The organism is Phenylobacterium sp. CCH9-H3 (assembly GCF_001557235.1).
Taxonomy (GTDB): Bacteria; Pseudomonadota; Alphaproteobacteria; order Caulobacterales; family Caulobacteraceae; genus Phenylobacterium.
In genome coordinates, this window is record NZ_LSJI01000026.1 from 1 (window position 1) to 17577 (window position 17577).

General features: G+C 70.1%; 14 protein-coding genes and 1 tRNA gene. 5 read left to right on the forward strand and 10 right to left on the reverse strand.

Annotated elements, in window-relative coordinates; genetic code table 11:
- Positions 1–125: 125 nt before the first annotated feature.
- Both AX721_RS02195 and AX721_RS02200 read right to left on the reverse strand, forming a co-directional pair.
- Complete coding sequence (locus AX721_RS02195) at positions 126–404, reverse strand: DUF167 family protein (RefSeq protein WP_068874345.1); 279 nt, start codon at positions 402–404, stop codon at positions 126–128.
- Positions 401–706 carry a YggT family protein gene (locus AX721_RS02200; RefSeq protein ID WP_068874324.1) on the reverse strand — a complete coding sequence of 102 codons (306 nt, stop codon included), beginning with the start codon at positions 704–706 and terminating at the stop codon, positions 401–403. The genes AX721_RS02195 and AX721_RS02200 overlap by 4 nt, the downstream gene beginning before the upstream one ends.
- A 97-nt stretch (positions 707–803) precedes the next feature.
- Here AX721_RS02200 and AX721_RS02205 point away from each other — a divergent pair.
- Positions 804–879: transfer RNA gene (locus AX721_RS02205), tRNA-Ala, on the forward strand.
- 25 nt (positions 880–904) lie between these two features.
- On the opposite strand, the gene polA is transcribed toward AX721_RS02205, so the two are convergent.
- A complete protein-coding gene (polA, locus tag AX721_RS02210; protein ID WP_068874326.1) occupies positions 905–3784 on the reverse strand; it encodes a DNA polymerase I in 2880 nt (959 codons plus the stop codon).
- An 84-nt stretch (positions 3785–3868) separates the two neighbouring features.
- Complete coding sequence (locus tag AX721_RS02215) at positions 3869–4687, reverse strand: isocitrate lyase/phosphoenolpyruvate mutase family protein (protein ID WP_068874327.1); 819 nt, start codon at positions 4685–4687, stop codon at positions 3869–3871.
- 136 nt (positions 4688–4823) lie between these two features.
- On the opposite strand from AX721_RS02215, the gene recF reads away from it, so the two are divergent.
- Positions 4824–5960 carry a DNA replication/repair protein RecF gene (gene recF, locus AX721_RS02220; RefSeq protein WP_068874329.1) on the forward strand — a complete coding sequence of 379 codons (1137 nt, stop codon included), beginning with the start codon at positions 4824–4826 and terminating at the stop codon, positions 5958–5960.
- Between the two features lie 165 nt (positions 5961–6125).
- Positions 6126–8543 (forward strand): DNA topoisomerase (ATP-hydrolyzing) subunit B, encoded by a 2418-nt coding sequence (gene gyrB, locus AX721_RS02225; RefSeq protein WP_068874331.1) that lies wholly within the window; start codon positions 6126–6128, stop codon positions 8541–8543.
- 278 nt (positions 8544–8821) lie between these two features.
- On the opposite strand, the gene AX721_RS02230 is transcribed toward gyrB, so the two are convergent.
- Both AX721_RS02230 and pal read right to left on the reverse strand, forming a co-directional pair.
- The gene (locus tag AX721_RS02230) at positions 8822–9016 is read right to left on the reverse strand and encodes a helix-turn-helix domain-containing protein (protein ID WP_068874333.1); all 195 of its coding nucleotides are present in this window, start codon (positions 9014–9016) and stop codon (positions 8822–8824) included.
- Positions 9013–9549, reverse strand: coding sequence for a peptidoglycan-associated lipoprotein Pal (pal, locus tag AX721_RS02235; protein WP_068874334.1), 537 nt, complete (start codon positions 9547–9549; stop codon positions 9013–9015). Before pal ends, AX721_RS02230 begins: the two co-directional genes overlap by 4 nt.
- Before the next feature lie 297 nt (positions 9550–9846).
- Between pal and AX721_RS02240 the strand changes: the two genes are divergently transcribed.
- Complete coding sequence (locus tag AX721_RS02240) at positions 9847–11352, forward strand: ATP-binding protein (RefSeq protein ID WP_068874336.1); 1506 nt, start codon at positions 9847–9849, stop codon at positions 11350–11352.
- Complete coding sequence (locus tag AX721_RS02245; protein ID WP_068874338.1) at positions 11349–12044, forward strand: response regulator; 696 nt, start codon at positions 11349–11351, stop codon at positions 12042–12044. Before AX721_RS02240 ends, AX721_RS02245 begins: the two co-directional genes overlap by 4 nt.
- 10 nt (positions 12045–12054) lie before the next feature.
- Here the strand turns inward: AX721_RS02245 and AX721_RS02250 are convergent, their stop codons facing one another.
- From AX721_RS02250 to AX721_RS02265, 4 genes are all read right to left on the reverse strand, one after another.
- Positions 12055–13137 carry a 2OG-Fe(II) oxygenase gene (locus AX721_RS02250; protein ID WP_068874339.1) on the reverse strand — a complete coding sequence of 361 codons (1083 nt, stop codon included), beginning with the start codon at positions 13135–13137 and terminating at the stop codon, positions 12055–12057.
- Positions 13138–13160: 23 nt separating this feature from the next.
- On the reverse strand, positions 13161–14204 hold the full coding sequence (locus AX721_RS02255) for a hypothetical protein (protein ID WP_068874341.1): 1044 nt from the start codon (positions 14202–14204) through the stop codon (positions 13161–13163).
- A 122-nt stretch (positions 14205–14326) separates the two neighbouring features.
- Positions 14327–16255, reverse strand: a complete 1929-nt coding sequence (locus AX721_RS02260) for a TonB-dependent receptor domain-containing protein (RefSeq protein WP_068874343.1) — start codon at positions 16253–16255, stop codon at positions 14327–14329.
- Between the two features lie 7 nt (positions 16256–16262).
- Positions 16263–17577, reverse strand: a 1315-nt coding sequence (locus AX721_RS02265; protein ID WP_068874347.1) for a DUF3526 domain-containing protein, incomplete at its 5' end; no start/stop codon positions are given.

A 17577-nucleotide genomic window follows, 5' to 3' on the forward strand; every position in this document is an offset into this window, starting at 1 on the left:
GGCCCACACCCCTGGCATCCCCCCGACCTCGGTCGGGGGGATGCCAGGGGTGTGGGCCGGGCCGATCCGGGCCATCCGTGTCCGACAGGCAAGTCGTTGGATGACCGCCGCTATAACATTTGATGTCAGGGAGGGTTCCCGAACGCGTCGACCAGGTCAGCCTCGGTCGCCTCGATCTCCAGCCGCTTGACGCGGGCCGTCTCGCCGCTGGCGATGCGCACCGCCGATTTGGGGAGCTTCAGCGTCTTGGCCACCAGCGCGATCACCGCGGCGTTGGCGGCGCCGTCGGCGGCGGCCGCGCTCACCCGAAGCTTCAGGACGGGCCGGCCCTCGGCGTCGGTCATCCAGCCGTCAACCGCATCGCGGCCGCCGCGCGGCGTCACCCGGACAGCGAGGCGGGTCAGCCGATCAGGCCGATCAGCGGCCGGAACAGCCAAGGCAGCAGGTAGGCGCGCGCGCCCTGGAGGATCAGGATCACGATGATCGGGCTGATGTCCACGCCGCCCAGCGGCGGGATAATACGCTGGAACGGTCGCAGAACGGGCGTGGTCACGGCGTCCAGGAACCGCGCCACGCCATAGACGAACTGGTTGCGCAGGTTGATCACGTTGAACGCCACCAGCCACGACAGGATCGCGCTGACGATGATCGCCAAGACCAGGAGCCCCAGGAGGCCGTCGATCACGAAGTAGAGAAAGCTGATCATAGGGGCGGTTCTACCGGCCTTTGCGGCTGTGACAAGGCGACGCTCATTATCCCGGCTTGACAGGCGGGGGCCAGATCGCCTTATTCCGCGCCTTCCTGGGGCCGTAGCTCAGTTGGTAGAGCGCCTCGTTCGCAATGAGGAGGTCAGGGGTTCGACTCCCCTCGGCTCCACCAGGAACCTTCTTCAGACACTCCGCCCTCAGTGCGCGTCGTCCCAGTTGGTGGCGGCGCGGGCTTCGACGACGAGGGGGACGGAGATCTGCAGGGCCGGTTCGGCGGCGCGCTCCATGATCCGGCGGGCGACGGCGATGACGGCGTCTGCTTCGGCCTCGGGCGCCTCGAAGACCAGTTCGTCGTGCACCTGCAGCAGCATCTTGGCCGTCAGGCCCGCCTCGCGCAGGGCGCCCGGCATGCGGATCATGGCGCGGCGCATGACGTCGGCGGCCGCACCCTGGATCGGCGCATTGATCGCGGCGCGGTCGGCGAAGGCCCGTTCGGCCTGGGATTTCCCGCGCGCCGCCGGGATGTGGACCTTGCGGCCGAAGATGGTCGTGACGAAGCCCTGGCTGCGGACCTGCTGCTGCATGCGATCCATGTAGGTCCGGATGCCGGGGAAGCGCTCGAAGTAGGTCTTGATATAGGCGCCCGCCTCCTCCCGCGGGATCGAGAGCTGGTTGGCGAGGCCGAAGGCCGAGATGCCGTAGACGATGCCGAAATTGATCGCCTTGGCGCGGCGGCGGGTCTCGGCGGGCATGCCCTCCACCGGCACGCCGAACATCTCGGAGGCGGTCATGGCGTGGATGTCCAGGCCGTCGGCGAAAGCCTTCTTCAGCTGCGGGATGTCGCCGATGTGGGCCAGCAGGCGCAGCTCGATCTGGGAATAGTCGGCGCTGATCAGCACCTTGCCCGGCTCGGCGATGAAGCACTTGCGGATCTTGCGGCCTTCCTCCGTGCGGATCGGGATGTTCTGCAGGTTCGGATCGCTCGAGGCGAGGCGGCCGGTCGTGGCGGCGGCCAAGCTGTAGGAGGTGTGCACCCGGTTGGTGCCCGGATTGATCGCGGCGACCAGGTTGTCGGTGTACGTACCTTTCAGTTTCGAGAGCTGGCGCCAGTCCAGTAGGATGCGCGGCAACTCGTGACCCTGGGCGGCCAGGTCTTCGAGGAGAGACGCGTCGGTGGACTGGGCGCCCGTGGCGGTGGTCTTGCCCGAGGCGATGCCCATCTCGTTGAAGAGGATGTCGCCGATCTGCTTCGGCGAGCCCAGGTTGAAGGGTCGGCCGGCCACGCGGTGGGCCTCGGCCTCCAGCTCGGCCATGCGGACGGAGAAGTCGTTGGAGAGCTGGCGCAGGCGCTCGGGATCGACCTTGATCCCCGCAAGCTCCATATCCACCAGCACCTGCGGCATCGGCCGCTCCACCGTCTCGTAGACTGTGGCGAGCTTCTCCTCGACGAGGCGCGGCTTCAGGTGCTCCCAGATGCGCAGGGTGACATCGGCGTCCTCGGCCGCGTAGCAGGTCGCCGCGCCCAGCTCGACGTGCTTGAAGCTCTTCTGGCCCTTGCCCGTCCCCGCCACGGTTTTGAAGCTGATCGGTTGATGCTCAAGCAGGCGCATGGAGAGCTCATCCATGCCGTGGCTCTTGTGCAGGCCGCCCTCCAGTGTGAACGAGATCAGCATGGTGTCGTCGATGGGGCCAACCTCGATCCCGTAGCGGGAGAGCACGGCCATGTCGTACTTGGCGTTCTGGGCCACCTTGAGGATCGCCGGGTCCTCCAGCAGCGGCTTCAGCCGCGCCATGGCTTCGTCGATCGGGATCTGGGTCAGGTCGGCGGGCGCCTCGAGCTCCAGCCCGCCCTCGCCCTCGTGGGCGTGGCCGACGGGGATGTAGCAGGCCTCGCCGGGCGCCACGGCCAGGCTGACCCCGCACAGGTTGGCGCTGGTGGCGCCGAGGGCGTCGGTCTCGGTGTCGAACGCGACGATCCCGGCAGCGTAGGCCCGGGCGATCCAGTCGTCGAGCGCGGCCAGGTCGCGGACGCACTGGTAGGCGTTGACGTCGATGGCGCCGTGCTGCGGCGCCGGGCGGGCCTTGGCCTCGGGAGCCGGGGTCGCCGGCGCGGCGATGCCGCCGGCCGAGCCTGCCTTACCGTCGCCGATCCGGCGGGCCAGCGTGCGGAACTCCATCTTCTCCAGGAAGGCCTGCAGCTCGGCAGGGTCCGGATCGTCGACCGCCAGCGCGTCGATGGGCTCGGGCAGCGGCGTGTCGCAGTCGAGCTGCACAAGCTGGCGCGAGAGCCGGATCTGGTCAGCGAACTCGATGAGGGTCTGGCGTCGCTTCTGCTGCTTGATCTCGCCGGCGCGGGCCAGAAGCGTGTCGAGGTCGCCGTATTCGTTGATCAGGGCGGATGCGGTCTTGATGCCGATCCCGGGGGCACCAGGCACATTGTCGACCGAATCGCCGCAGAGCGCTTGCACATCGACGACCTTGTCGGGCGTAACGCCGAATTTTTCGGCGACCTGTTCAATTCCGATCCTTACGTTCTTCATGGTGTCGAGCATGAAGACGCGGTCGCCGACCAACTGCATCAGGTCCTTGTCGGACGAGACGATCATCACCTCGCCGCCCATGTCGCGGACCTTGCAGGCATAGGCGGCGATGATGTCGTCGGCCTCGTAGCCAGGCAGTTCGAGGCACGGGACGCCGAACGCCTTCGTGGCTTCCCGCACCAGCGGGAACTGCGGGACCAGGTCCTCGGGCGGCGGGGGCCGATGGGCCTTGTACTTGTCGTAGAGCTTGTTGCGGAACGTCTGTTCGGAGTGGTCGAACACCACCGCCAGGTGGGTCGGCGCCTCGGCGGACGTCTTCATGTCCACCAAGAGCTTCCAGATCATGTTGCAGAAGCCCGAGACCGCGCCGACGGGCAGGCCGTCGGTCTTGCGGGTCAGGGGCGGCAGGGCGTGGAAGGCGCGGAAGATGAAGCCCGAGCCGTCGACCAGATAGAGCCGGATCGCCGGTCCATCCTGGGTGTTCGGCCGATCGACGTCGGGAAGGGGCGGGGCGGCGGCGTCGAGCGTGTCGGTCATGGCTCCAAGATAGGGCCCCGCGCGCCGCAGGTCATCTGCCGCGCGGGGCCGATCTGTGCGTCGCCTGTCTCGCGCCGCCGCGGGTCAGGCGTCCTGGCTGAACCGGCCCTGCAGGTTCGGGGCCCCGTCGCCGGCGCGGGACAGGGCGTCCGCGTCGCCGTCGCGCAGGAAGTCCTCCACCGCCCGGCCCATTGCGGCGTAGGCGATGCGGAAGGGGCTGATCGCGGAGCTCAGGCGGCGTACGCCGAGGGCCTTCAGTTCGGCGGCGGCGGGCACGCCGGTCCGGCCCATGACATTCAGCGGCCTCGGGATCGCCGCCGCCAGCCGTCCGATCAGCACGGGGTCCGCGGGGCCGGGCACGAAGATCCCGTCCGCGCCGGCGTCCGCGTAGAGCGCCGCGCGCTTCACCGACTCCTCGTAGGCCGCCTCGCCCTCGGCCAGCCCGCGCAGGTAGACGTCGGTGCGGGCGTTGATGAACAGGGAGGCGCCCTGCCGCTCGGCCTGCGCGCGCACGGCGGCGATCTTGCGGGCGTGCAAGGCCGGGTCGCGGCCGCCGTCCTCGATGTTGATCCCTACAGCGCCGGCCTCGATCACGCGGGCGATATTGGCCGACAGCACGTCCAGATCGTCGGTGAAGCCGCCCTCGATGTCGGCGGTCAGGGGAACGTCGCCCGCCGCCTTCGCCGCCGCGGCGATCGTCGCGACGACCAGATCCATCGGCAGCACGTCGCCGTCGGGATAGCCATGCGCCCAGGCCACGGCGGCGGACGACGTGGCCACCGCCTTGGCCCCGGCGTCGGCCATGACCGCCGCGCTTGCGGCGTCCCAGGCGTTGGGCAGGACCAACACGTCGGGTCCCTCGTGCAGCTTGCGGAAGCGTTCGGCTTTGGCGGTCTGGCTCATGGGGTCCCCTTGACTGATCTCGATCCCAGGACGGCGATATGGGGTGGTCCGTGACATGCCGCTGGCGGAATCCGGACATGAACGGATGACGGCATGGGCCTTCGCCCTGGCCGGCGAAACCCGCTAAGAGCCGCACGTGACCTCGACGGCCCTCACACGCCTGGCCCTGACCGACTTCCGGTCCTACGCGACGGCCGAGCTCGTGCTGGACGGGCGGCCCGTCTGGCTGGCGGGGCCGAATGGGGCGGGCAAGACCAACCTCTTGGAAGCCGTCAGCTTCCTGATCCCCGGTCGCGGCCTGCGGGGCTCCAGCCTGGCCGAGGTGGGCCGACGGATGCCGGGTGAGCCTTTGGGGCGCGCCTGGGCGGTGTCGGTGACCCTGCGCGCGGACGGCGAGGAGACGCGGCTCGGCACCGGGGTCGAGCAGGCCGGCGCCTCGCGGCGGGTCGTGCGGGTGGAGGGCGAGCCCGCGCCGCCCGGGCGCCTGGCCGAGCATGTCCGCCAAGTCTGGCTTACCCCCGCCCAGGATCGCCTGTTCCTGGAAGGCGCCGCCGACCGTCGCCGCTTCTTCGACCGCCTGGTGTTCGCCGCCGAGCCCGCCCACGCCGCCCACGTCCAGGCCTATGAGAAGGCGATGCGCGAGCGGATGCGCCTCTTGACCGACGGGCCGCCCGATCCAGCGTGGCTCGACGCCCTCGAGGCCCGCCTGGCCGAGGCGGGAACCCTGATGGCCGAGGCCCGGGCCCGCACCCTGGCAGCCCTGGCCGCCGAGATAGCCACTCGCGGCGAGCGGCCGTTCCCCCAGGCGCGCCTGGCCCTCACCGGAGAGTGGGAGACGCTGGCCCGCGAGGGCGCCGAGTTCACCGAGATCGAGGCGCGCCTGGCCCGCGCCCTGGCCGCCGCGCGCGAGCGGGACGCCGCCGCCGGCCGCGCGCTCACCGGCCCGCACCGCGGCGACCTGTCGGTGATCCATGCCGAGAAGGACCGCGCCGCCGCCGAGTGCTCCACGGGCGAGCAGAAGGCCCTGATCCTCAACCTGGTCCTGGCCCAGGCCGCCCGCCTCGCCCGCGCCCAGGCCCCGTCGCCGATCCTGTTGCTGGACGAGGTGGCCGCCCACCTCGACGCCCGCCGCCGCGCCGCCCTCTTCGACGAGATCGAGGCCCTGGGCCTGCAGGCCTTCCTGACCGGCACCGACGAGATGCTGTTCGAGGGCCTGAGCGGCCGCGCTCAGGGGTTCAGGGTGGATGCATCGGGGCTTGCGGAGGCGCCCTGAGAAGCCGGCGCCTGGCACACGCCGAAAAGCGTGCAGAATCAGCCGGGAACCCTATATAGGAAGGCATCGGATTTTAGGCTCCGCGCCAAGCGCGAACGGCCTGCCACCAGGCGCTCCGGATCATGCGATCCGAACCTCGAACGAAGCGCCTCAGCTGGACGCAAGATGAGCGAAGAGAACGAGACGAACGGCCAGGCCGAATACGGCGCGGAATCGATCAAGGTGCTGAAGGGCCTGGACGCGGTGCGCAAGCGTCCGGGCATGTACATTGGCGACACCGACGACGGTTCGGGCCTGCACCACATGGTCTACGAGGTGGTGGACAACGCCATCGACGAGACCCTGGCCGGCTGGGCCACGCGGGTCGAGGTGATCCTGAACGCCGACGGCTCGGTGACCGTCACCGACGACGGCCGCGGCATCCCGGTGGACATCCACGAGGGCGAGGGCGTTTCGGCGGCCGAGGTCATCATGACCCAGCTGCACGCGGGCGGTAAGTTCGACCAGAACAGCTACAAGGTCTCGGGCGGCCTGCACGGCGTGGGCGTGTCGGTGGTGAACGCCCTCTCCGAGTTCCTGAAGCTGAAGATCTATCGCGGCGGCAAGAGCTACGAGATGGAGTTCCGGCACGGGGACTCCGTCGCGCCGCTGAAGGAGACGGGCGATGCGCCGATGCGCGAGAACGGCCTGCCGCTGTCGGGCACCGAGGTCACCTTCTTCCCCTCGGCCCAGACGTTCGCCTTCATCGAATTCGACCGGAAGACGCTGGAGCACCGCCTGCGCGAACTGGCGTTCCTGAACTCGGGCGTGACCATCTGGCTCAAGGACTTCCGCGAGGCCGAGCCGTTCGAGGAGGTCATGCACTACGAGGGCGGCATCGAGGCCTTCGTGCGCCACCTCGACAAGGCCAAGACTCCGCTGATGAAGACGCCCATCGTGGTGCGGGGCAAGAAGGAGAACGTGGAGCTGGACCTGTCGCTCTGGTGGAACGACGGCTACCACGAGAACGTCCTCTGCTTCACGAACAACATCCCCCAGCGCGACGGCGGCACCCACCTGGCGGCCTTCCGCTCGGCGCTGACGCGGATCATCACCGGCTATGCCGAGAGCTCCGGCGCGGCCAAGCGCGAGAAGGTCTCTGTCTCGGGCGAGGACGCGCGTGAGGGCCTGACCTGCGTGCTGTCGGTCAAGGTTCCGGACCCCAAGTTCTCGTCCCAGACCAAGGACAAGCTGGTCAGCTCGGAAGTGCGCCCGGCGGTGGAAAACCTCGTCTCGGAAGGCCTCTCGACCTGGTTCGAGGAGCACCCGAACGAAGCGAAGATGATCGTCCAGAAGATCGCCGAGGCCGCCGCCGCCCGCGAAGCGGCCCGCAAGGCCCGCGAACTGACCCGGCGCAAGTCGGCGCTCGACATCACCTCCCTGCCCGGCAAGCTGGCCGACTGTTCCGAGAAGGATCCGGCCAAGTCCGAGATCTTCCTGGTGGAGGGCGACTCGGCCGGCGGTTCGGCCAAGCAGGCCCGCAACCGCGACAATCAGGCGATCCTGCCCCTGCGCGGCAAAATCTTGAACGTGGAGCGCGCCCGCTTCGACAAGATGCTGTCGTCGGACCAGGTGGGCACGCTGATCACCGCCCTGGGCGCCGGCATCGGCCGCGACGACTTCGACATCGAGAAGCTGCGCTACCACAAGATCGTCATCATGACGGACGCCGACGTGGACGGCGCCCACATCCGGACCCTGCTGCTCACCTTCTTCTACCGGCAGATGCCGGAGGTGATCGAGCGGGGCTACCTCTATATCGCCCAGCCGCCGCTCTATAAGGCGGCCAAGGGCAAGTCGGTCCGCTACCTGAAGGACGACGCCGAGCTCGAGATCTACCTGATCGATGAGGGCGTCGACGGCGCGACCCTGGATCTGCCCAGCGGCGAGCGCCTGACGGGCGCGGATCTGCTGGCGCTGGTCCAGACCGCCCGCGGGGCCAAGGCCAACATCGAGCGCCTGGCCGCCCGCGCCCCCGCCTTCGCTATCGAACAGGCGGCCATGGCGGGCCTCCTGGCCGAGGGCGGCGACCCCGCCGCCGCGGCTGCGCGCCTCAACCTCTACGCCGAGGAGGGCGACGGGCCGTGGTCGGGCGAGAAGGCGGCCACCGGCGGCTTCGCGTTCAGCCGCGTGAAGCGCGGCGTGTCCGAGCGCGTGGTGCTGGACGACCTGTTGCTGCACGCCGCCGACGCGCGGCGCCTGGCGGAACGGTCCAAGGACCTGGCCCAGGTGTTCTCGGGCGTGGCCACCTTCACCCGCAAGGACCGCACGGCCAAGGTGCGTGGCCCGCTCGACCTGGTCGCCGCCGTCATGGACAACGGCCGCCGCGGCCTCTCCATCCAGCGCTACAAGGGCCTCGGCGAGATGAACGCCGAGCAGCTTTGGGAAACCACCCTGGACGTGGAGGCCCGCACCCTGCTGCAGGTGCGCGTGAACCACGCCGACGACGCCGACGACATGTTCACCCGCCTGATGGGCGACCTGGTCGAACCGCGCCGCGAGTTCATCCAGGAGAACGCCCTGGACGCCGAAGTGGACGTCTGACGCAGGGTCCGGGCGGACGCACAGGCCTGTTCGGGAGAGCCAGAAGGACGCAAGTTCTGGGGCTGGCGCCCCGTGCGCCACCTCCGGACATCGCCGCCATTCGGGATGCGGACATTCCATCCGCCCCCGTCGCCCGCCGCGAAGGCGCCGCCCGGGCGAAGCTCGTCGTTGGTGCTTGGCGGCGTTTAGGCGTCCAAGGTCGTGGCTCCTCGGCGGTTCGCGCCTGGCGGCGCTGGGCGGAGCAGCACCCCAACAGCGCGCCCGGGCGGGTGCGACGTTCACGCCTCCCGAGCGTACGATGGCGACAGCCGGCGGAAAGCCTTGCGCAGCGCGACAAGCGTCACCGGCCGTGGCTGGGCCAACCCCGCTTCGAACCGCACGACGGTGCGCTCCACGATCCCCGCCTGGCGGGCCAGCTCATACGCCGTCACGCCGAGGCTGAGCCTGAGTTGGCGGCAGTCCTCCGGGCTCACGGCGAGGCCAGCTCGATGACCACCGTCCCGGCATTGCGGTTCCGGGCCCAGGCCTCCTCGTTGGAGCCCGGATCCAGGGGCCGTTCCTTGCCGAAGGAGATGGTTTCGACCCGAGAGGACGCGACTCCCGCGGCGATCAGGGCCTGGCGTGCGGCCGCCGCGCGCCGTGCGCCCAGCGCCAGGTTGTATTCGCGTGTGCCCCGCTCGTCGGCGTTGCCTTCGATGCGTGCGCGGACGCCGGGGTTTGCGGCGAGCCAGTCCGCCTGGCGCCGCAACGTTTCGCGTGCTTCGCCGTCCAGATGGTCGCTGTCGAGCGCGAAGTACACCCGGTCACCGGCCGCGGCGGCCAACAGCTGTTGAGCGCTCTGGACCGCCGGGCCCGGGAGCGGATCGGCGGCGGCGGGCACCGCGCCCGGCTGCGCCCCGGCCTCCGCCAGGTCCTGGACCGGTGGCCCCTTCGCGCGGGTGGCGCAACCCGCGAGCAACGCCGATGCGGCGGCAGCCGCCAGAAGGATATGAATGGACTTGTTCATCTTGAGCGCCCCGGTTGGAAAAGGAGCCGGCGTGTTCCTGAGCGCCGGTCAGCACGATCAGTCTTGCGCGCGCAGCAGCGCCGGCTCTCGATCCATCGAACCTCCGTTGAAGGCTCGCCCTCCCGGGGAGCAGGCTTGGGGGGCTCGCGAACGCCCCGGTCGAGGCGAGCCTTCCACGACGTCATCACCCCAAGCGCCGGCACAGCCAAGCATAAGGAACTTATAAGGGCGGCCATCCGCCAGACCTCGTAAGGACGGCATAATTGACGCCAGCCGGCCCTTGGGGAACGTGAACGCATGTGGTGGGTGTCTTCCGAACCCGACGATGGAAGTCGGCTGAAAGCGGCGCTCCGCCAGACGCTGCGCTATGCGGCCGTGATTCCCATCATCGCCCTGACCACGGGCGTCGCCGAACTGGTCTACAGGCTTACGGGAAGCGACCGGCTCTCGAGCATCTTCATCGCCGGGGTGCTGCTGGCGGCCTTTCTCCTGGGTTCCGGGCCCGCCTATCTCGCCGCCGCCGCCGCCTTCTTCGCCTATTTCTTCCTCGTAGACCCAAGGTTCCAGTTCACGTTCGGATCGCCGGACGACTTCAACGTCCTGATGATGTTCCTGGCGGTGTCCGCGCTCACCGGCCTGTTGACGGGCCGGGTGCGGGACGAAGCCGCCCGAGCCAAGGCGCGGCAGCGAGTCAACGGCGCGCTCCTGGACGCGACGCGAGAGTTCTCCGCCAGCTCGGACGAGGCCTTCATCCGCGCACGGCTGGCGCATCACATGGCCCGCGCGGCGCGCGGCGAGGCGGCGGTGCACGACGGGCCAAGCTACGTCAGCGCGCCGGCCGCCAAGCTGACGGACGATGCGGTGCGCATGCTGCGGGCGGCGGAGGGCCGCAGCTCCGCTCTGGGGCGCGCCACGCAGCAGTTGAACGGCTGGAGCCTGCGAGCGCTCAGCGCGGGCGATGCGTCTCTCGGAATCGTCGCTTGGCGGCCCCTCGGCGGAGGATCGTTGAGCGACGAGGAACAGACGGTGCTCGACATCCTGGTCGATACGGGGGCGGCGGCCATCTCACGGGCGCGGCTCGCGGCCGGCAAGGCGGAAGCCGAGACCCGCGCGCGGACCGAAGACCTCCGCAACGCCCTCCTGTCTTCAATCTCCCACGACCTCCGCACCCCGCTCGCCGCGATCCTGGCGTCGGCGAGCAGCTTGGACGCCTTCGGCGAGACCTTCGACGCGGCGACGCGCCTGGACCTGGTGACCACCATCCAGGAGGAGGCGGAGCGGCTCGATCTCTTCGTGGCGAACCTGCTCAACATGACCCGGCTGGAAGCGGGCGCCCTGCAGATCCAGAGGGCGCCGTTCAACGTGCCCGAGGTGATCCAGCGAACGCTCCAACGCCGCAATCGCAATCACCGCCGCTGCATCTCCACGGCGTCCGTCGGCGACCTGCCCGAGGCGCTGGGCGATCCGGTGCTGTTCGAACAGGCGCTTGGCAACGCGGTGGAGAACGCCTTCCGCTATACGCCGCCGGATTCCGCCGTGTCGGTGGCGGCCAGGACGGAGGGCGCGCAGATCGTCGTGGAGGTCACCGACAGCGGCCCGGGCGTCGCTGGGCATGACTTCGAGCGCATCTTCGAGAAATTCTACCGCGCGCCCAGCGCCTCGGACACGGCGGGCACGGGCCTTGGCCTGTCGATCAGCCGGGGTCTCATGACGGTCATGGGCGGCAAGGTCGTCGCGGGCCAAAGGTCCGATGGCGACGCCGGTCTTGTCGTGCGATTCAGCCTCGAGGCGGTGACGGCGTGAGCGGTCCACGCCTCCTCCTGGTCGACGACGAACCGCAGATCGTCCGCGCCCTCACTCCCGCGCTCCAGGCGGCCGGCTATGCCGTTGACGTCGCCGTCACCGGAGAGGGCGCCCTCACTCAGCTGGCGGGCGAGCCCTGCGATGTCGTCATCCTGGATCTCGGCTTGCCGGATCTGGACGGCAAACAGGTGATCCTCCGGATCCGGGAATGGTCGGACGCTCCGGTCATCGTGCTGTCGGCGCGCGACCTGGAGAGCGAGAAGATCGCGGCCCTGGATGCAGGCGCGGACGACTTCGTCAACAAGCCCGTCGGGGTCGGGGAACTGCTCGCCCGGGTCCGCGCCAGCCTGCGCGGCCGGGAGCGCCGCTTCCGCTCTCAGGCCCGGTTCCGCGCCGCGGACTTGGCCATCGATTTCGCCCTGCGGCGGGTGACGATCGAGGATCAGGAAGTGCACCTGACGCCCCGCGAGTATGACCTCCTGCGCGTGCTGGCGCGCCATGCCGGGCGAGTCGTGACCCACCGCCAGCTGATCGCCGCGGTCTGGGGCGCCGGCGCGCAGGTGGACGCCCAGTTCGTCCGCGTGCTGGTGGGGCAGCTGCGGCAGAAGCTGGAGGCCGAGCCCTCGGCGCCCCAGCTGGTCACCACGGAGCCAGGATTGGGCTACCGTCTCGTGCCGGAGGATGACGGCTGAGCGCCGGCCGTCAGCGAGGCGCGGCCTCGGGTTCCCGCGTGGCCGGTTCCGCCACTTCGAGAGCGTGCAGATTCGCGGCCCGGATGTCGGCTCCGGCCTGGTCGTAGAGGAACGGCAGGAAGGCGTAGCGTGTGCCCCCGGTGACCTGCGTCGCCTCGTGAAGCACGGAACAGGAGAAGACCACCGCCCCGCCGGTCGGGGGACGATAGGTCCGCCGCCCGAATTCCGGGAAGCGCAGATCGCCCCCCTCGAACTCGTCGGCGTTCAGATTGATGGAGACCGCGAACTTCCGGTGCGCCGTACCGAGCGTGGTGTTGTCGCGGTGGGCGTTGAACCACCCGCCGTCGTCGGCGTCGTAACAGGCGACGATGTAGCGCTCGATATGCGTGGCGGTGAACTGGAAGGCCTTTTCGATCTCCGGCAGCAGCCTATGCCTGAGGCGAGTGCGGCATTCGGTGAGAAGGGCCTCGTCGGCGATGGTCGCGTCGCGTCGCCGCTTGAAGTCGCTGAGGACGCCGACCGTCTTGCCGTCCCGCTCCACCATGGTGCCGGACGGTGCGCCGCCATCCTGGTGATACGAGTCGATCAGCCGGCGGCAAAGCTGGGGTTCGAAGATGCGGGGAACGATCAGCACCGGGGCATGGACGGGGACGCCGGCGTGGGCGTCGGGATCGCCCAGGCGCGCCAGCCGCGTCATCATCTCCGCGCCTCGGTCGAGCGGCGCCGAGCCCAGGGTCCGCAACATGGGGTCGACCAGGAACCACAGCGGACGCACGCCGCCATCGGCGTCCACCGCGTGGTAGAGCCGCCGCAGGTCGCCATCCAGGTCGGCGAACCAGCGGCAAGGCGGCTCGTTCTGGGCCTCGGCATAGGACGCCGCGTCGGGCAGCACGCCGAAGAACACCATCCGGTCGTCGCGGAAGAGGGCCGCGTTCTCATGGACCAGCCGCAGGGCCGCGTCGCGTTCCGGCCCAGGAGGCGGCAGAAAGGCCAGCAGGACGTACCGCCCGCCAAGGCTGCCGAACGCGAATTTCGGATTGACCGGCGAAGGGGCGCTGAAAAGTGGGGCTGGGATGCCCAGCGGGAGGCTCATGATCGGATCGCGGGGCGCCGGCGTCAGACGCCGCTGCCGTCGAACAGAGATTGTCCGGGCGGGATGCGCAGCATCGGCGCTTCCGGATCGGAATAGACGAATGGATCTTCGGCCTGCGGTGCGATTTCGTCCGCCGGGGCCGCGTCGCCCGATCCCCCAGACGGCGGGCGCCAGCCAGGGTATGGCGGCTGCCAGTCCGGATAGATCGCCGGATGGTTCCAAGGATCGAGGGACGGGTCCTCCGCGGGAAGCGGCGCGAGGCCGCCGTCCCCGCCGGGCGCCGCGACCGGATCCGGGGCGGGATCTCGGGCCGCGCCGGATCCGCTCGGAACGTAGCCGCCGACCTTGCCGTGGGCATTGTACCAATAGTTGGCGTAGTCCTCGACCGTGGAGCCGCCCACGCGCTGGACCCAGGCGTCGGAATTCCGGTCGTTGTTCGGCCCGTAGTACTCGGTGAAGAAGGCCTGGAAGACATCCGGGCGATCGCTCAGGATTTTCGAGAGCGGAATGCCATCGATGGTCGTGCGGCCGGCCGGAGCTTCGTCCGCGCCTTCCACCGGTGCGCCCTGGAGTCCGGAGCCTGGCGTATAGCCCTCGAAACGCCCGTGAGCCTCGTACCAGTAGCGCGCGTAGTCCTCGGGCGTCTCGCCGCCGACACGGTCGACCCAGGCCGGCGAGTTGCGATCGTTGTTGGGCCCGTAGAAGTCCCGGTAGAAACCCGCGTAGACGTCGGGCCGATCGCGCAGGATCTGCGCCGGGTCGATGTCCTCGGCCGGCGCCGCGGCGAGGAGGCCGTCGCCGAGCCAGGCGCTCCACGCCCCGAAGCTGTCCGAAGCGGCTTCCGCCAGGGCGTTCCCGCCGCTGTCGAGGCACGGGCCGGCGACGACTGGCTCGGCCGGCTCGGCTGCCGGCGGCGATGGCGCGATTACAGTCTCGCCCTCGCCGGTCCCCTCGGGGGCGGCCCCGGAGACCATCGGTGTCAGGGCGCGCGTGTTCGGGGCCGCCCCGTCCATGTCGATCGGCAGGCCCGCTTGCGCGGAGTCCCAGTCAAAGGCCTCGTATCGCACCTTTCCCTCCAGTCGTGTCACGGCGGGAACATGCCGCCGCGCGCGGGAGGCGCAATTCTGGGAATCTTATAAGGACGGCGGCCAAGACCCCTCCGGAGAAGAGAGGCAGGCGGACGTCGTCCTCAGAAGTCGAGTGTCAAGAACAGGGTCGCCGTCCGGGGCGCGTTCAGCTCGAAGGCGCCGCTGCTGACGACCTTCCAGTCGAATTCGTTCGTCAGGTTGGACACCTGAAAGCGCAGAAGGGCCGGTGTCTCGGCGATATCGAAGCGGTAGCGCAGGCCGGCGTCGAGAATAGTGGCGGCCGGCACATGGGCGCGGTTGAGCTGGTCGGCGACCCGGCGGCCGTGATGGTTGGCGGCGAAGGTCAATGAGAGCCCGTCCACCGGGAGGGCCCAGGTCCCGCTCACGGTGAGGACTCGCTCGGTCTGGCCCACGGGCTTTCGACCGATCCGACCCTGCGCCACCGGCTCGCCCGTCACCCGGGGCCGCATGATCACGGCGCCGGCCACCAGCGTCAGACCTTCGACGGGCGAGCCGGTGAGGCTTATCTCGACGCCACGATGCCGCACCGATCCCAGCTGGCGGAAGACGTTCGCCTCGTCAGGGGCGAAATAGGGCTTCGTCACATCGAAGACACCGGTCACCAGCCGCATGTCCTGCGGCAGGACCCAGCGCGCGCCGGCGTCCCACTGGTCGGTGATGATCGCGGGCAGGGCCTGGGTGCGGTTCGCGGCGCTGTCGGGCGCGATGCCGCTCTCCTCCAGCCCCCGGGTGACGCTGCCGTAGAGGGCGAGGCGCGGGGTCACCGTCCACGAGGCGGCGGCGTTGTAGAGCCACGCTGGATCCTCGGTCGCCGCCACGGCGCCGTCGGGCCGCCCCACGGTCTTGCGATAGTCGGTCCGCTGCAGGCCGACGGTCAAGGCGCCGCGGTTCTGCCAGCGCAGGTCATAGGCCAGCCCGCCGGTCCATTGCCCCACCTTGTCGCGGGTCCGGGCGCCCAAGGCGAACGCGGGCTCGGGGACGTCCAACACCTCCGCGACGTCCGTCGCGCCGTAATCAACGCTCGCGCCGCCACCGTAACGGCTGTCGCGCTTTCGCCCGCGAACCGAGGCGTGCAGCCTATGCGCCCAGTCGCCCGTCACGAAGGCGCGGCTGACCCGCACCTCGCCGCTCGTGGACGCGAGCTGCTGCCGCGGATCACGGCTGATCCGGCGACGGGCCGTCCCGTCGGGCCGCACGTCCCTGAGAAGGTGCGCGTGGTTCTCGCGGGTGTCGTTGACCGACCGGAACAGACCCGCGGCGAGGTCGAAGCCGCCGGGTAGGCGCGCGTGGCCGAGGACACCGTAGTTGGTGGCGATGTTGCGATAGTCGGCCCAATCCGGCCCCACATAGCGTCGCCGCGCGACACGCGGCGGGATGGTCCCTGGCGCGGCCACGTAGAGCGGGCTTGTCTCGCGATCCCAGGCATCCACGCGGCTCCAGAACGGCAGGACGAGCACGTCGGCCGCCGGCCGCCAGCGCGCTGCGATGGCGTAGGACCCGAAGACGGCGTCGGCGCCGCTGGCGTATTCGTCGTCGAAGCCAGCGACGCCGGCCGCGACGCTCAGGGTCTCTGTGATCGGGACCTGAGCGTCGAGCTCCAGCCGCCCGCCGCCCATGGGGCCGTAGCCCGCCAGGACGCTGACCACCCGACGGTCCCCGGCCGGGCGCACCCGGAAGTCGACCACACCGGTAGGCGCCGGGAAGAGGTAGCTCTGGGCGGCGAGCCCCACGCGGACGACGTTGCTCTCCACCAGCCGGTCCGTGAACGAGGCGGGCCGGTCGATATAGAGGCCTTCCAGCCGGATGTTGCCGGCCGTGATCGGCGAGAAACCGCGCACCTCGCTGCTGCTGTAGAGGCCCACCCGCTCGTTGCCGATGCTGGCGCCGAAGGCGTCGTCGGCGCCCGCCACGGCGTTGTCATTGACCCGTTGAGCGAGGGCTTCGCCCGGGGCGGCGAACACGCAGGCGGCGACGAGGCCCCGGACGGAGGCAAGCTTCACGATACGCATGCGGATCTCAAGCTTGGGCGGGGCGATACATCCGGCGGCGGCGGACCCGCAGCAGGCCCAGGGCGGCGACAACGATCGTCACCGTGACGACGCCGGCGATCGGCGAGGCCGGCCAGGACTCGTCTTGAGGCCGAGGCCGAAAGGCCGGCGCGCGGGCGAAGTCGTCCCGGTCGAAGGGCTGTTCGTTGAAGATGTAGGGGTAGTAGAAGCGGCGCAGGTCGCCGTGGAAGCCGCGGATCCGGTCCAGGTAGGCCATCTGCGCCTGCGGGTCGGTGTCGGCCAGGCGGTGCAGGGCGAGCTGCACGCCGACGCCCGGCAGCAGTTGACCCAGCCGCCCGCTCATGGCCGCGCGCTCGAGAACACCGTCGCGATAGGCGCCGGCCAGACCGGCCGCGGACTGGTCGCCCACCTGATGGAAGGCGAAGTACCATTTCCAGTGGAAGGGCGCCGTCACCGGCGCCGTGTCCGCCCATTCCGGGTGCGTGCGGAAGAAGGCCTCCATGGTCTGCGACTTGGGGATGTCCCAGGCGCGGTGGACGGCGGTGCGCTGCAGCAGGCTGAGCTCCATGCCCTGGCGCAGGGGGACCGCGGCGTTGATCGCCACATGCCCCACGGCCGGCAGGATCAGGGTCAGCACCAGCCACGCCGCCGCCAGAGTCATGGCGTTGGCGAGCGAGCTGCGCGCGGCCCGGGCGGCCACAAGGCAGACCACGATCCAGAAGGCGAGATAGGACAGGACGAGCCCCAGCACCGTCGCCCACTTCCAGGCCGCGACGCCGGCGAAGAGGGCGCCCGCGAGGAACGGCAAGGCCAGGGCCGCGAAGAGCGCCAGACCGCGCACCCCCACTCGCGTCGCCCACAACGCCCGCGCCGAGCCGGCCGCCGTCTCCAGCGCGCCCAGCCGTCCCGCCTCCCGTTCGCCCGACCTCAGGTCGTGGAACAGGAGGATCACGAAGAGCGGCGCCAGGTAGACGAGCACGAAGGCGAAGTCGAAGCGGCCGGGCAGCGCGGCCTCGGGATTGGCGATCTCGCCCTCGTAGAGCTGGGCTTCCAGTCCGAGCGCCCGCACCCGCAGGATGTAGGGCGCGACGTCCCGCGCGCCCAGCGCCGCGAAGGCCAGGTCCGAGGGCGGATCCCAGGTGGTGTGGAACGTGTAGTAGGCCGCGTTGCCGGCGTCCGCACCGCGCGAGACCCAATCGGCGATCGCCTCGACGTCGGCCGCCTGCTGCGGGCCAATGCGCGCGATCACCGCCTGCTGGCGGGCGACTTCAGCGAGGCCGGCGCCCACGCCCGCGCCGCCCAACGCCTGACCCGGAGCGCCG